Source organism: Bacillus sp. A01H, assembly GCF_045277205.1.
Lineage (GTDB): Bacteria > Bacillota > Bacilli > Bacillales > Bacillaceae_G > Bacillus_A > Bacillus_A paranthracis.
The window spans coordinates 32,501-46,908 of record NZ_CP117702.1 but is presented as its reverse complement, the minus strand read 5'-3'; the positions used below and the strand labels follow the sequence as shown (position 1 = coordinate 46,908).

The following is a 14,408-nucleotide window of genomic DNA, read 5'->3' as shown; positions in this document are numbered from 1 at the left end:
CCGCAACTCACAGACAATATCATTATAAAAGCATCATGCGTTCGAATAGATAGAAGAAATACTATATTGTAAAAGTATCATTATGTAGTCTGTGCGTTCTTGTCTCTTTTTATCCAAACTGATTTAAATCCTCTCCAAATAAAAAAGCAAGATACATATGTACCTTGCTTATTCTTCATAATGTTGAAAAGGTAATCCAGTTCGTAAAATCCCCCTCGTCTCAATCCCGCCAAGCCCCTTTTCACCAGTAATCGTATTACGTACAACATCCCATACATTAACCCTTTCCATAAATGACGTAAAACTAATTTTACCAACCACATATACAGGATCTAGTGCGTGAATATTAATTCTAGATGGGGAACTAGCAAAATTAGCGCCTGCTCGAATTAATGCTTCAAAGTGTGATTGACATGCCCCAGCAAAAATAACGAGTTGATCCAATGATGGATATTTTTTTCTCACTTCTCGAACAGCCTGTACAAAATGCCTTGAATGCCTATAGGCTGCTAAATCTCCCTTTACGCCTTTTGATTTTGTATACGCATCGTGCCCTGTAATAACTAAAATGTCCGGACGAAAATGATCTATTAAATCTACTACCTTTTCATGCATCTCTGTTTCTTTACAATGAATACCTTGTACAGGAACACCAATTTTATTATATAAATCTAGGCACTTGCGCAAATATAACGGGTCTCCATCTATATGCAAGACACGCCCTGGCATTTGAAAATAATTCACTTCACTTGTATATCCACCAGTTGAAGTGTGTTCATGCCTTTGTTTCATTAATACGTAATCTTGTTGAAACAAACGATACGTCCGCTCCATTGTTTCTTTCTCACGCTTCGCTCTCTTTTTATGTTCTCGTTGATCTATACTAATTAAATCTTCAAGTGGCGCATCTGCCACTAATCTAATTTCCTCTCCAAACAATATAGCTATCTCGCCTTTTATTTCTATAATACGAAAAAGGATATCCCTATTATGAGAATATCGTTCCACTAATTCTCCAACATGTAAAGCCATTCTCCTACCTCCAAACTCGTTAGGCCATCTTACCTGTTTTTAAAGTATGAATTTAGGAGGAGAAAGGTGACAAAAGGGACAGTTCAAATTGAACTGTCCCTTTTGTACCCTTATGATAACTTATGCAGAACTAATGCATTACTTAATGTCGCAAACTCTTCGATAGATAGTGTTTCGCCTCTTCGTTTTGGATCAATTCCTACTTCTGTTAAAATCCGATCCAACAGCTCTTTATCTTTCGGGAAACCATTTAAATTATTTGATAAATTATTCATTAAAGTTTTACGACGCTGTGCAAAACTTGCTCGTACTACTTCAAAGAAGAATGTCTCATCTGTTACTTCTACCACTGGTTTAGGACGCTTTAGGAGGCGAATAATTGCAGAATCAACATTCGGTTGTGGCACAAACACTGTACGCGGTACAGTCATAACTGTTTCTACCTCTGTATAATACTGAATAGCAATGGATAAAGAGCCATACTCTTTCGTTCCAGGCTTAGCCGCTAAACGATCCCCAACTTCTTTTTGCATCATAACAACGAAACCACGAACCGGTAATTTCTCTTCCAGCAATTTAAATAAAATTGGCGTCGTAATATAGTATGGTAAGTTAGCTACTACCATTACATCTTGCCCTTCTTCAAATTGCTCACTAAACACCTCATGTACATCTGCCTTTAGTACATCTTTATTGATAACAGTAACGTTGCCATATGGAGCTAACGTCTCATCTAAAATCGGTAATAACCTTTGATCAATTTCAAAAGCCACTACTTTTTTAGCACGCTTCGCTAATTGTTCTGTTAATGCACCGATACCTGGTCCAATTTCAATTGCACCACTTTCTGAACAAATTTCAGCGTGATCAACGATACGATTTAATACATTCGTATCAATTAAAAAATTTTGTCCTAAACTTTTTTTGAATGAAAATCCATACTTTTCAACAATATCTTTCGTACGATTTGGCGTTGCGATATCCTTCATTTTCTTTCCTCCTGTATGACTTGCTTATAAGCTTCTGCAAATGATTCTTTTGAAACTTGAAACATTTGTAAACGTTTATGTAACTGTTTTGCGTTTGTATAACCAATCTTTAATAGCTTACCCATTCTTTCTCTGCGACTCTTTGCCATTTCTCCGCCCACTAAACCTGCATCGACTAAATCGCTCCAACTGATTTCACTTGTGTAAGCTTCCATTTCTTCATGTATATTCTCTAAAGCACGGCGAATTGATTCATCAGAAGCATGTTCAATCCCGACACCTTTTTTCCTCTTAGCAAGTGCTTCTTCCTTCGGTAAAAAAGCATGTTTACATCCAGGCACCTTATCAGAAATAATTTTTCGAATACGCTCTCCAGGATAATCCGGATCTGTGAAAATAATAACGCCTCGTTTTTGCAGCGCTAATTTAACTTGTTCAATAACATGATCACCGATTGCTGAACCGTTCGTTTCAATTGTATCCGCATCAACAGCACGCTTAATCGCGACTGTATCATCTTTACCTTCTACAACGATAATCTCTTTAATTTTCATGCTTGCCTCCACACTCGTTTCGTCTCTACTTAGTAAAACAAAAAAATGACGACTTTTCCATTATTATTTTCCCCATTGTTACATTTTAAAAAATAGAATGTCCAAAACTTTGTTCTCTCTCCTTATTGTAACACTTACTCATTCACCCTCGTTTTCTCTACCACTTCTACTATTCTGTTTCTCAAAAAATAAAAAGAATGGGCTCCCCCATTCTTTTTATTCGACACCAAATAAAGCTTTTGCATTCTTAGTTGTTACTTCCGCTACCTCTTCATAAGAAATTCCTTTTAAGTTCGCAATTTCTTCTGCTACGAGTTTTACATAACTTGGTTCATTTCGTTTCCCGCGAAATGGATGCGGTGTTAAATACGGACAATCCGTCTCTATTAATAATTTCTCTAATGGAATCTCCGTAGCAACTTCTTTCGGTTTCTTAGCGTTTTTAAATGTAACTGGTCCACCTAACGAAATTAAAAAGTTCATATCAACACATCGCTCTGCTACCTCTACGCTACCGCTAAAGCAATGCATAATACCCCCTACTTCAGCTGCATTCTCTTCTTCTAGAATATCAACAATATCTTGAGTTGCATCGCGGTTATGTATAATAATCGGTAATTTTACTTTTTTCGCTAATGCAATTTGTTTACGGAATACTTCTTTCTGTATTTCTTTTGGAGACTTATCCCAGTGATAATCTAAGCCCATTTCTCCAAGTGCAACGACTTTAGGATGAGAAGCAAGTTCTTCTAACCAAGCTAAATGCTCTTCTGTCATGTCGATTGCATCAACTGGATGCCATCCAACCGCGGCATAAATAAAATCATAGGCTTCAGCTAATTCAATCGCCTTTTTTATCGTTACTTCATCAAAACCAACAACAACTGTATAAGTAACCCCCGCTTCTTTCATTCGGGCAATAACTTCTTGTAAGTCTTCTTCAAATTGCTCTGCATTCAAATGTGAATGTGTATCAAACAACATAATACATAACTCCTTTTATATTGAAATCAAATTTATTCTACGTAAATAAGCTCTTTTATAACTTAACGATAACAATACTACAATCTTAATGCAAAAATTGAGAGTGTAAAAAGAAAAAAGACGCTTCACACATGTTACACGTGAAACATCTCTTTTCTTGTCTTAATTACTTAATTTTTGTACCATTTGGTAGATTTTGGTCAATCGATGCTAATGACAATACGCCATTCTCTTCACCCGCTAAAATCATACCTTGCGATAATTCACCGCGTAATTTTACAGGTTTTAAATTTGTTACACAAATAACCTTTTTACCTTTTAGGTCTTCTGGCGAATAGAATTTTGCAATTCCAGAAACAACTTGACGCTTTTCTGTACCTAAGTCTAGTTGAATTTTTAACAACTTGTCTGCTTTTTTCACAGGTTCCGCAGATAGAACTTCAGCTACACGCAATTCTACTTTAAAGAAATCATCAATTGTAATTTCTTCTGCCTTCGGTTCTTCTTCTTTTTTCTCTTCTACTTTAGGAGCAGAGGCTTTCATTTGTTCTTTAATGTACGCCACTTCCACGTCCATTTCTAAACGAGGGAAAATTGGTTGTCCTTTTTCTACTTTTGTTCCAGCTGGAATACAGCCGATTGTAGATAGGCTTCCCCAAGATATATGTGCTTCATCAGTAAGGCCAAGCTGAGCAAACATTTTGCTTGGTGCTACTGTTAAGAATGGCATAAGCATAATACCCGTTTGACGAAGTACTTCTGCTAAGTGAGCCATTACAGAGGCTAACTTTTCGCGATCATTCTCATCTTTCGCTAATACCCACGGTTGTGTTTCGTCAATATATTTATTCGTACGGCTAACCAATTGCCAAATTGAGCTTAGAGCTACAGAGAATTCCATATTCTCCATTGCTTCTTCCACTTTTTTCAATGTATCTTTCGCAAATGTTACTAACGTTTCATCAAATTCCGTTACATTTTCTTTAAATGCAGGGATTTCTCCGTTAAAGTACTTATCAATCATAGCTACTGTACGATTTAATAAGTTACCTAAGTCATTTGCTAAATCGAAATTAATACGCTCCACAAATCCTTCTGGTGTGAATACGCCATCAGATCCAAATGGAACTTCACGAAGTAAGTAATAACGTAATGCATCTAATCCGTAACGATCAATTAATGTAACTGGATCTACTACATTTCCTTTTGACTTACTCATCTTTCCATCCTTCATTAAAATCCAACCGTGAGCAAAGACTTTTTTCGGAAGAGGTAAATCTAATGCCATTAAAATGATTGGCCAATAAATCGTATGGAAACGAACGATTTCTTTTCCAACTAAATGCACATCTGCTGGCCAGAACTTCTTATACATCTCTTCATTTTCTGTTCCATAACCTAATGCTGTAATGTAGTTAGATAATGCGTCAACCCATACGTAAATAACGTGTTTCGGATTACCTGGAACACGAACTCCCCAGTCAAATGAAGTACGGGAAACTGCTAAATCTTCCAATCCTGGTTTAATAAAGTTATTAATCATTTCATTCTTACGAGACTCTGGCTGAATGAAATGTGGATTCTCTTCATAGAACTTTAATAGTCTGTCAACATATTTACCCATTCTAAAGAAATATGATTCTTCACGAACAAGTTCTACATCATGACCACTGTCCGGACTTTTTCCCCCAACTACTTTGTCACCTTCCATAATTGGATCTACTAATTGATGCTCTGTATAGAATGTCTCATCTTGTACAGAATACCAACCTTCATATTCATCAAGATAAATATCACCTTGATCTACTAGTTGCTTGAAGATTTTTTCGACAACATCTTTATGACGATCTTCCGTTGTACGGATAAAGTCATCATAGGAGATATCCATCTTCTCCCAAAGTTCTTTAATTCCTGCAACGATGTTATCCACATATGCTTGTGGTGTAACATTTAATTCTTCTGCTTTCTTTTGGATCTTCTGTCCATGCTCATCAGTTCCTGTTAAATAATGAACATTATATCCTTGCATACGCTTATATCGTGCCATCGCATCTCCTGCTACTGTTGTATAAGCATGTCCAATGTGTAATTTTCCACTTGGATAATAAATTGGGGTAGTAATATAAAAGGATTTGTTTTCCTTTGTCATTGTTTTGGACCTCCCGGATAACCTCATATGTATTTATAAATAGTATATCAAAAACTTATATATAAAGTGAAACTTTAATCTGTGAGGGTCTTGTTCATTCCCACGGATTATCAACCCACACCAATCGGACTTTTACGAGCAATCCGACTTCCACTTAACTTCTTTGGCCCAGCCGAATTTAAAATTTAGAATCTTACTACTCGTTAATGCAGGATAAAAACAAGTTCATATTTTTATATTTATCATCTATTACTCATATTTCAAGAAAATATACAGTCATTACCTATAATTTCTTGATTTTTCCGAAAATAAAGTGAAATAATAGTAGAAATTACTCAAACTCTATTATATATAAGAAGTAAGAAATCTATAAATCTTTTTAAAAAATATAGAATTAAAGAATTGACGGAAATGTAAATGATTGGTATCATATATCCATAGGGTATTTTGTCGAAAAATGACGAATCTAAAAATAGACTCGAAACTTATAAACTATTTCTTTAGGAGGAAAAGAATTATGAAATCTACTGGTATCGTTCGTAAAGTTGATGAATTAGGTCGTGTAGTAATTCCGATCGAATTACGCCGTACTTTAGGTATTGCAGAAAAGGATGCTCTTGAAATCTATGTTGATGACGAGAAAATCATCTTAAAAAAATATAAGCCAAACATGACTTGCCAAGTAACTGGTGAAGTATCTGATGGTAACCTATCTTTAGCTGAAGGTAAAATTATCTTAAGCAAAGAAGGCGCTGAGCAAATCTTAAACGAGCTTCAAGATTATATCGAAACAGCAAAATAAGCTTCTCAATTATGAGAAGCTTATTTTTTATCGACATGATAGATTTGATATACATCGCGTTTCGACAAATCTCGATCTTTAGCGACTGTTTTTATCGCCTCTTTTGAATTCATACCTTTTTCGTTTATATAATGTTCAATATGATTATATACTGAAATAGATTCCCACCATTGTTCTTCTGGAGCAGGTTCTTCCGTTGAACCAGCTACTAAAATACAAAACTCACCACGAACTTCATTTTGTTTCGTCCACTCAATTGCTTCTTCAACTGTTCCTCGAATAAATTCCTCGAATTTTTTCGTTAACTCTCGGCATAATACGATTTCTCTATTTCCCAATACTTCTTGCATCGAGATTAAAGTATCATCCAGGCGGTGAGGCGCTTCATAAAACATCATTGTAGTTTGTATGTAACGAAGCTTCTCTAACTCCATTTTTCTTTCTTTTTTATTTCTTTGTAAAAACCCATAGAAATAAAACTGTTTTGTTTCAAGTCCTGATGCAATTAATGCTGTAAGGGCTGCATTTGCCCCAGGAAGCGGGATTACATGATATTGCTCAGCTACTGCCTCGACAACAATATCATAGCCTGGATCGGAAATACACGGCATACCAGCGTCACTAACAAGTGCTATAGTCTTTCCTTCATCTAACTTCTCTAATATTTTCTTTCCACTTACTTCTTTATTATGCTCGTGGTAACTCATAACAGGCGTTTCAATTTCAAAATAATTACAAAGTTTTTTCGTTTGTCTCGTATCTTCAGCAGCAATTAAATCCGCTTCTTTTAAAATTCGGATTGCACGAAATGTCATATCTTCTAAATTTCCAATAGGAGTTGGTACTAAATATAAAACTCCCTTTTCACTTTGTTGAAAGCTTTTTTGTTGCCACATAGCGTTCTCCTTTTTGCATATATTCTTCTTTTTGTTTTCTATTTAATTGCTTAAAATAATACTCTGCTTGCATAGCTGTACGCTTATCTTCATGAAATTCTACGTACTTTAAAGCAACAGGAAGTCTAGCACGCGTATACTTAGCCCCTTTTCCGCTATTATGGGTCTCAATCCGCTTCTCTATATGATTTGTATATCCAGCATAGTAACTTCCATCAGAGCACTCCACTACATAAAAACAATGCTTATTCTTCTCCATATAAAATAGAACGAATCTCCTTTGTATATTCATTATTTTCTTCATATACAAAAAGAGGTGGCAATATTTTCAAATCTGCGTTTCCGTCCTTAATTCCTTCAATTAACAATGTATTCGCTTCTTTCCCTGCCTTAGGATAAACAAATCGTACACGCTTCGGTTCAATTTTGTATTTACGCATTAATGTAACAATATCTAATAAACGACCTGGACGATGTACAAATGCTACTTTTCCGCCTTGCTTTACTAGCTGACTACTTGCAGATACAACATCCTCTAGTGTACACATAATTTCATGACGAGCTATCGCTAAATGTTCATTCATATTTTTTTCAGAAGTTGCAGGTGTTTGGAAATAAGGCGGATTACATGTGACAACATCATATTGATGACGCCCAAGTTTCTCCGGCATATCTTTCAAATCCCCGTGTATTAAGTGAATTCTTTCTTCCAACTTATTGTATTGGACACTTCTTATTCCCATATCATATAAGCGTTCTTGAATTTCTACACCAGTAATATTCCCTTTCGTCCTTGTACTTAATAGAAGGGGCACAACTGCATTACCTGTACACAAATCAAGTAAATTACCTTTTTGAATTGGCACCCAAGCAAAGTCTGCAAGTAAAACAGCATCTAACGAGAAATTAAATACTGATGGGCTTTGTATAATCTTCAAATCTTGTGCTAATAAGTAATCTAAACGTTCATCTTCATATAAATTCATATGTTGCTCCTTTTCTTACACTTAACCTACCCTATTTCATCTTCTACTAATAAAAAACATATTCGATTCTACTCTCATGTATAAAAAATTACCTTTCCAATTATTATTGGAAAGGTAATTTCACTTTTTATTTAAAAATGACAGGCAGAATAAACAATCTCCCTCTTTACGTACACTTCCATAATGCAGATTACAAATATGAAAACCTTCTTGATATAGTCTTGCTAAATTATCGTAGCCTTCACCAATATCTGTCTTCGGCTTCACTTCTTTACGTTTTTGAGCTTTTTGTTTTTCTTTAATCTGTACTTCTTCAAAGCGGTGTCGCAAATTTTCATTTTCCATTTTTATATGTTGGTTTTCTTCCAGTAACTCTGCAAGATGTTGTTTTAATTCTCCCAACTGTTTGTATAAATGTCCAATTTGCTCTTCCATACTAGAAACCGATGCAAAAATATCTTTTTTCTCCACAAGCACCCACCTCATTAATCTGTGGTTTGACTCGAAACGACCCCTTTATTCACTAACTCATCTAACGTATATTCTACTATCCGTTCCTTGTCTACTAGTTCCACTTGAATTAATCTTTCTAAAATATTTAATCCGATAACACGGCCAGTACCATGCGGGGTTTGTATACGTTGATCTAAATCAGGAAGTTGTTCCTTTGCTGCCTCATATTCATCGTTCTCATATTTTAAGCAACACATTAAGCGACCACATAAACCAGAGATTTTTGCAGGATTTAATGATAAATTTTGATCCTTTGCCATCTTAATGGATACAGGTTCAAAATCCCCTAAAAAAGTAGAACAACAAAGCATACGACCACATGGACCAATACCACCAAGCATTTTCGCTTCATCACGAACACCGATTTGTCTTAGTTCAATTCTTGTCCTAAAAATTGCTGCTAAGTCCTTCACTAGTTCGCGAAAATCAATCCGACCATCCGCAGTAAAGTAGAAAATAATTTTATTGCGATCGAACGTATACTCTACATCTACAAGTTTCATATCAAGATTATGTTCTACTACCTTTTGCTGACAAACTTGATATGCTTCTTTTGCAGCATGTTTGTTCTCTTCAACAATGGTACGATCGTTTTCATTTGCAATGCGAATAACCTTTTTTAGTGGTAATACAACGTCGTTTTCATCAACTTGCTTTTTGGTAATAACTACTTTTCCGTATTCAATACCTCTTACCGTTTCTACAATTACAAACTCATTTTCAGAGATATCGAACTGATTCGGATCAAAGTAATACACCTTTCCGGCCTTCTTAAAGCGAACACCTACTACATCATACAAAACGGTCATCCCTCCTGCAACCGCAACACTAACTGTTCGAACACAAGCTGCGCATTTACATTAGCGTTGATTCTATTTTTTGCCTCTAATATATTAAAGAGAGCTGATACAATGCGCTTCTGAGCGTAGGAGAAAGATTCAAACATCTCTTTCTGCTCATGAAAAACAAGACGATCTTCTTCTCCAAGTTGAACATATAATAAATCCTTATAAATAAGGAGTAACATATCTAAACCTTGCTGTAATTGCTCTTTCTCTCTAAAGTGTTTTCCCCATTTTTCTTGTACAAAAAAAATAGAGGCTTTATCTTTTTCGAGCGCTTCACATAATTTTATCACTAAAGCTCGTGCTTGTGCAAACCATTCATCACTACATAAAGCTAAAGCTTCATCAAAACTATTCGTAAGTTGTGCAGCAAGTGTTGATAAAGATGCCGTAATACCTTCATCCTGTAATCTTCTAATTAAAGATTCCGTAGGTAACGGTCTAAATGTAACAACTTGACAGCGAGATAAAATCGTATTTAAAATTTGATGACTTTGTTCAGTAAGTAGAATAGCTGTTGTATCACTACTTGGTTCTTCTAAAAATTTCAACAGTGTATTCGCTGCGTTTGCCGTCATACGGTCTGCGTGCTCAATAACATATACTTTTTTATTTGCTTCTAATCCTGTTTTGGAAAACTCTTCTTGTAAATCATGAATTTGCTGCTTCTTAATAGATAATCCGTCTGGTTTTACAATATGTAAGTTTGGGTGGTTACCTGAATCAATTCGCTTACAATTTGTACATACATGACAAGGTTCTACCCCATTCCGCTGAGAACAGAGGAAACTCTTTGCCATTTGAATTGCTGTCGCAAACTTTCCCGTCCCTTTCCCTCCCTCTAACAAGTAAGCGTGGGATATACGCTCTTTTGCGATGCTATTCATCAACATTTTTACACCGATGGGTTGTATAGCAGAAAGCTGCTCCCACGTCTTCATCATAATGCATACCTCACTTATTTCATTCTTTCCTTCTATTATAACAATTTATCTTCTATAACCTGAATAACTTCTTCTATAAGTTTTTCCATTGGTTGATCAGCATTTACCAATACAATACGATCCGAGAAACGTTCTACAACTTGTAAATACCCTTCACGCACACGTTTATGGAAAGAGATATCTTCCATATCTAACCGATTCACTTCACGTCCTGCATCTTTTGCAATTCGAGCTAAGCCAACCTCTGGCTCAATATCTAAGTAAATTGTTAAACTAGGCATACAGTCCTCTGTTGCGAAACGATTTATTTCAAATACTTTATCCATACCTAATCCTCTTGCATATCCTTGATATGCTAAAGAGCTATCTATAAAACGATCACATAATACAAGGTAATCCTCATTAAGTGCCGGCATAACTTTTTCTACTAAATGCTGTCTACGTGCAGCAGCATATAACAACGCCTCTGTACGTGCTTCCATCATCGTATATTCTTGTTTATGCAAAATCGTTCTAATATCCTCAGAAATTGCAATACCACCTGGTTCTCTCGTCGCCATTACCTTTTGTTCCTTTTGTTCAAAGTATGGCAATAAACCTTGAATTAGCGTTGTTTTACCCGAACCTTCTGGACCTTCAATTGTTACAAATAATCCCTTCATTCTAAAACCTACTTTCTATATCATACACTTTCATATATTTCGTGCTGCCTTGAAAACGAGCGCCAGCTTTCTCTAAATGCATAATTTGCTCTTTATGTTCTGAAGTAATTCTTTCCCCATACATAATCAATGGAATACCAGGTGGATACGGAATTACCATTTCTGCTGCTACCATCCCAACTGCTTCTTCTACAGATACTACTTTTGTTTCGTATTCTTCCAATTGTTTATATGTATACGGTAAAGGAGAAATTTCCCCTTTATAAGTATAACGAATAGATTCCGTCTTGTCTTTCACCTCATAATATTGCAATGCCACTCGGATCATCTCTATAGCCTTCATATATGTCTTATTTACTTGCAAAGGCAAAATAAATAAGACATTATATGGATCTGCCATTTCTGTATATATACCAACCTTTTCAAATAAAGACTGTAATTCGTATCCTGATAATTGACAACGCGTCTGTACGGTAACTTTTAGCTCGTCTTGTAATGGATATTGTAAAATAGCTATTTGTGGAATAGCACTCAATTCTTCTTTAAATTCCCGTAAAAACTCGACAATTTCATCATGTCCCTTTTCTTTTATACGCGCTATCGTAAAGCGTGCAATATCAAGAGAAGTCATAATTGGATACGATGGACTACTAGATTGTAGCATACTTAAATAAGTAGAAACTTTTTCTTCTTTCACTAAGCGACTATTTATATGTAAATAGGATCCCATCGTCATTGCGGGTAATGTTTTATGCGCAGAATGAACTACAATGTCTGCACCATATGCTAACGCTGACTTTGGAAATGCCCCGCCTAAACAAAAATGAGCTCCATGTGCTTCATCTACTAACACAGGAATTTTATGTGCATGTGCATAAGCGATGCTTGCCTCTAAATCCATACCCATACCATAATAATTAGGATGCGTTAAAATGAGTGCTTTCGCATTCGGATATTTTTCAATTGCTTCCTTAATAATCTCATCATGAATTCCCACTGGTACGTTATAAGCCTCATCAATCCATGGATCTAAAAAAATAGGATTTGCTCCCGCTAACTTTAAACCATTAATAATGGATTTATGACAATTTCTTTGTACAAGAACAATATCATGTTCCCCACAACAAGACAAAATCATTGCTAGATTCCCGACTGTTGAGCCATTAATTAAAAAATAACTTTTGTTCACTCCATATACATCAGCTAATAATTGTTGTGCCTCATCTATACATTCAAACGGACTATGTAAATCATCTAATCCTGACAACTCAGTTACATCGATAGATAGTATATCTTTAAACTCTCCTACCGCCTCCTGAGGGAAGTTTAAACCATTTTTATGACCTGGGACATGAAAGGATAACGGCCTTCTTTCTTTAAACTCTATTAATGCTTCATATAAAGGTATGCGATTTTGATTCATCTATATCTCTTCCTTATTATTTCATTCTTTATCTATTATACAGAACAAAAAAAATAATAGGCATATGCCTATTTAAAAATATGATACTTCTAATTTCCGAAGCTGTTTTAAATAATATATATACTTCGGATCATTTGTTTCCGTATTCACCATGTCCTTTTCACATTCATAACATATTAAATTATTATAAACATATATCCCTTCTTTTCTTTCTGTCTCACAAACAATACAAACTTCGTTTTGTGATTTCATATCTTTCCCTCCCTATTTAAATGGACATATTTTATACTTCTATTCCTTAACAATTTACAGAAAAATATACATCAATCTCTTATATAATATGATTCATCCTTGGGCAACGTGTTTGTATTACCATTACTTCTTTTTGCATACTGTTTGAAAACACAAAAAAACACAAGTCTTTTGACTTGTGTTTTTAGTTGCTTGGCGACGTCCTACTCTCACAGGGACAAGGTCCCAACTACCATCGGCGCTAGAGAGCTTAACTTCCGTGTTCGGTATGGGAACGGGTGTGACCTCTCTGCCATCATCACCAAACTATGAAGGCATATTCCTTCAAAACTAGATAACATTGCTACATATTATATGGTTAAGTCCTCGATCTATTAGTATTCGTCAGCTCCACATGTCACCATGCTTCCACCTCGAACCTATCAACCTGATCATCTTTCAGGGATCTTACTAGCTTACGCTATGGGAAATCTCATCTTGAGGGGGGCTTCATGCTTAGATGCTTTCAGCACTTATCCCTTCCGCACATAGCTACCCAGCTATGCCCTTGGCAGAACAACTGGTACACCAGCGGTGCGTCCATCCCGGTCCTCTCGTACTAAGGACAGCTCCTCTCAAATTTCCTACGCCCACGACGGATAGGGACCGAACTGTCTCACGACGTTCTGAACCCAGCTCGCGTACCGCTTTAATGGGCGAACAGCCCAACCCTTGGGACCGACTACAGCCCCAGGATGCGATGAGCCGACATCGAGGTGCCAAACCTCCCCGTCGATGTGGACTCTTGGGGGAGATAAGCCTGTTATCCCCGGGGTAGCTTTTATCCGTTGAGCGATGGCCCTTCCATGCGGAACCACCGGATCACTAAGCCCGACTTTCGTCCCTGCTCGACTTGTAGGTCTCGCAGTCAAGCTCCCTTATGCCTTTGCACTCTACGAATGATTTCCAACCATTCTGAGGGAACCTTTGGGCGCCTCCGTTACACTTTAGGAGGCGACCGCCCCAGTCAAACTGCCCACCTGACACTGTCTCCCGGGTCGATAAGACCCGTAGGTTAGAATTTCAATACAGTCAGGGCGGTATCCCACCAGCGCCTCCACCGAAGCTAGCGCTCCGGTTTCAAAGGCTCCCGCCTATCCTGTACAAACTGTACCAAAATTCAATATCAGGCTACAGTAAAGCTCCACGGGGTCTTTCCGTCCTGTCGCGGGTAACCTGCATCTTCACAGGTACTATAATTTCACCGAGTCTCTGGTTGAGACAGTGCCCAAATCGTTACACCTTTCGTGCGGGTCGGAACTTACCCGACAAGGAATTTCGCTACCTTAGGACCGTTATAGTTACGGCCGCCGTTTACTGGGGCTTCAGTTCAGAGCT

At 36.7% G+C, this 14,408-nt stretch carries 15 protein-coding genes and 2 rRNA genes (1 of these 17 cut by a window edge); 1 reads left to right on the top strand and 16 read right to left on the bottom strand.

Annotated elements, in window-relative coordinates; all coding sequences use genetic code 11:
* Positions 1 to 168: 168 nt before the first annotated feature.
* The 5 genes from yabG to metG form a co-directional block, all read right to left on the bottom strand.
* Positions 169 to 1,032 (bottom strand): sporulation peptidase YabG, encoded by an 864-nt coding sequence (gene yabG, locus PSR14_RS00245; protein WP_001173738.1) that lies wholly within the window; start codon positions 1,030 to 1,032, stop codon positions 169 to 171.
* A gap of 110 nt (positions 1,033 to 1,142) precedes the next feature.
* A complete protein-coding gene (gene rsmA / locus PSR14_RS00240) occupies positions 1,143 to 2,021 on the bottom strand; it encodes a 16S rRNA (adenine(1518)-N(6)/adenine(1519)-N(6))-dimethyltransferase RsmA (protein WP_098487680.1) in 879 nt (292 codons plus the stop codon).
* Positions 2,018 to 2,575 carry a ribonuclease M5 gene (gene rnmV / locus PSR14_RS00235; RefSeq protein WP_000692826.1) on the bottom strand — a complete coding sequence of 186 codons (558 nt, stop codon included), beginning with the start codon at positions 2,573 to 2,575 and terminating at the stop codon, positions 2,018 to 2,020. Before rnmV ends, rsmA begins: the two co-directional genes overlap by 4 nt.
* Positions 2,576 to 2,791: 216 nt before the next feature.
* Complete coding sequence (locus PSR14_RS00230) at positions 2,792 to 3,559, bottom strand: TatD family hydrolase (RefSeq protein ID WP_000895831.1); 768 nt, start codon at positions 3,557 to 3,559, stop codon at positions 2,792 to 2,794.
* 166 nt (positions 3,560 to 3,725) lie between these two features.
* Positions 3,726 to 5,708, bottom strand: coding sequence for a methionine--tRNA ligase (gene metG, locus PSR14_RS00225; RefSeq protein ID WP_000159679.1), 1,983 nt, complete (start codon positions 5,706 to 5,708; stop codon positions 3,726 to 3,728).
* Positions 5,709 to 6,225: 517 nt separating this feature from the next.
* Between metG and PSR14_RS00220 the strand changes: the two genes are divergently transcribed.
* Positions 6,226 to 6,510, top strand: coding sequence for an AbrB/MazE/SpoVT family DNA-binding domain-containing protein (locus tag PSR14_RS00220; RefSeq protein WP_000843036.1), 285 nt, complete (start codon positions 6,226 to 6,228; stop codon positions 6,508 to 6,510).
* 20 nt (positions 6,511 to 6,530) lie between these two features.
* On the opposite strand, the gene rsmI is transcribed toward PSR14_RS00220, so the two are convergent.
* From rsmI to PSR14_RS00165, 11 genes are all read right to left on the bottom strand, one after another.
* Positions 6,531 to 7,406 (bottom strand): 16S rRNA (cytidine(1402)-2'-O)-methyltransferase, encoded by an 876-nt coding sequence (rsmI, locus tag PSR14_RS00215; protein ID WP_000267828.1) that lies wholly within the window; start codon positions 7,404 to 7,406, stop codon positions 6,531 to 6,533.
* Positions 7,375 to 7,665 carry a GIY-YIG nuclease family protein gene (locus tag PSR14_RS00210; RefSeq protein ID WP_000414340.1) on the bottom strand — a complete coding sequence of 97 codons (291 nt, stop codon included), beginning with the start codon at positions 7,663 to 7,665 and terminating at the stop codon, positions 7,375 to 7,377. Before PSR14_RS00210 ends, rsmI begins: the two co-directional genes overlap by 32 nt.
* The gene (locus PSR14_RS00205) at positions 7,652 to 8,392 is read right to left on the bottom strand and encodes a tRNA1(Val) (adenine(37)-N6)-methyltransferase (protein WP_001055351.1); all 741 of its coding nucleotides are present in this window, start codon (positions 8,390 to 8,392) and stop codon (positions 7,652 to 7,654) included. The genes PSR14_RS00210 and PSR14_RS00205 overlap by 14 nt, the downstream gene beginning before the upstream one ends.
* A gap of 120 nt (positions 8,393 to 8,512) precedes the next feature.
* Positions 8,513 to 8,863 carry a DNA replication initiation control protein YabA gene (yabA, locus tag PSR14_RS00200; protein ID WP_000412054.1) on the bottom strand — a complete coding sequence of 117 codons (351 nt, stop codon included), beginning with the start codon at positions 8,861 to 8,863 and terminating at the stop codon, positions 8,513 to 8,515.
* A gap of 14 nt (positions 8,864 to 8,877) precedes the next feature.
* Positions 8,878 to 9,705 (bottom strand): stage 0 sporulation family protein, encoded by an 828-nt coding sequence (locus PSR14_RS00195; protein WP_000272429.1) that lies wholly within the window; start codon positions 9,703 to 9,705, stop codon positions 8,878 to 8,880.
* 5 nt (positions 9,706 to 9,710) lie between these two features.
* Positions 9,711 to 10,694: a DNA polymerase III subunit delta' gene (gene holB / locus PSR14_RS00190; protein WP_000978582.1), complete on the bottom strand. Its 984-nt coding sequence runs from the start codon at positions 10,692 to 10,694 to the stop codon at positions 9,711 to 9,713.
* A gap of 35 nt (positions 10,695 to 10,729) precedes the next feature.
* Positions 10,730 to 11,356: a dTMP kinase gene (gene tmk / locus PSR14_RS00185; protein ID WP_000677229.1), complete on the bottom strand. Its 627-nt coding sequence runs from the start codon at positions 11,354 to 11,356 to the stop codon at positions 10,730 to 10,732.
* A 1-nt stretch (position 11,357) separates the two neighbouring features.
* Positions 11,358 to 12,779 (bottom strand): aminotransferase class I/II-fold pyridoxal phosphate-dependent enzyme, encoded by a 1,422-nt coding sequence (locus PSR14_RS00180; RefSeq protein WP_001075268.1) that lies wholly within the window; start codon positions 12,777 to 12,779, stop codon positions 11,358 to 11,360.
* A 72-nt stretch (positions 12,780 to 12,851) separates the two neighbouring features.
* A complete protein-coding gene (locus tag PSR14_RS00175; protein ID WP_000842028.1) occupies positions 12,852 to 13,031 on the bottom strand; it encodes a sigma factor G inhibitor Gin in 180 nt (59 codons plus the stop codon).
* A gap of 190 nt (positions 13,032 to 13,221) precedes the next feature.
* Positions 13,222 to 13,337 (bottom strand): 5S ribosomal RNA (rrf, locus tag PSR14_RS00170).
* A gap of 48 nt (positions 13,338 to 13,385) precedes the next feature.
* Positions 13,386 to 14,408: ribosomal RNA gene (locus PSR14_RS00165) — 23S ribosomal RNA — on the bottom strand (it continues 1,900 nt past the right edge of the window).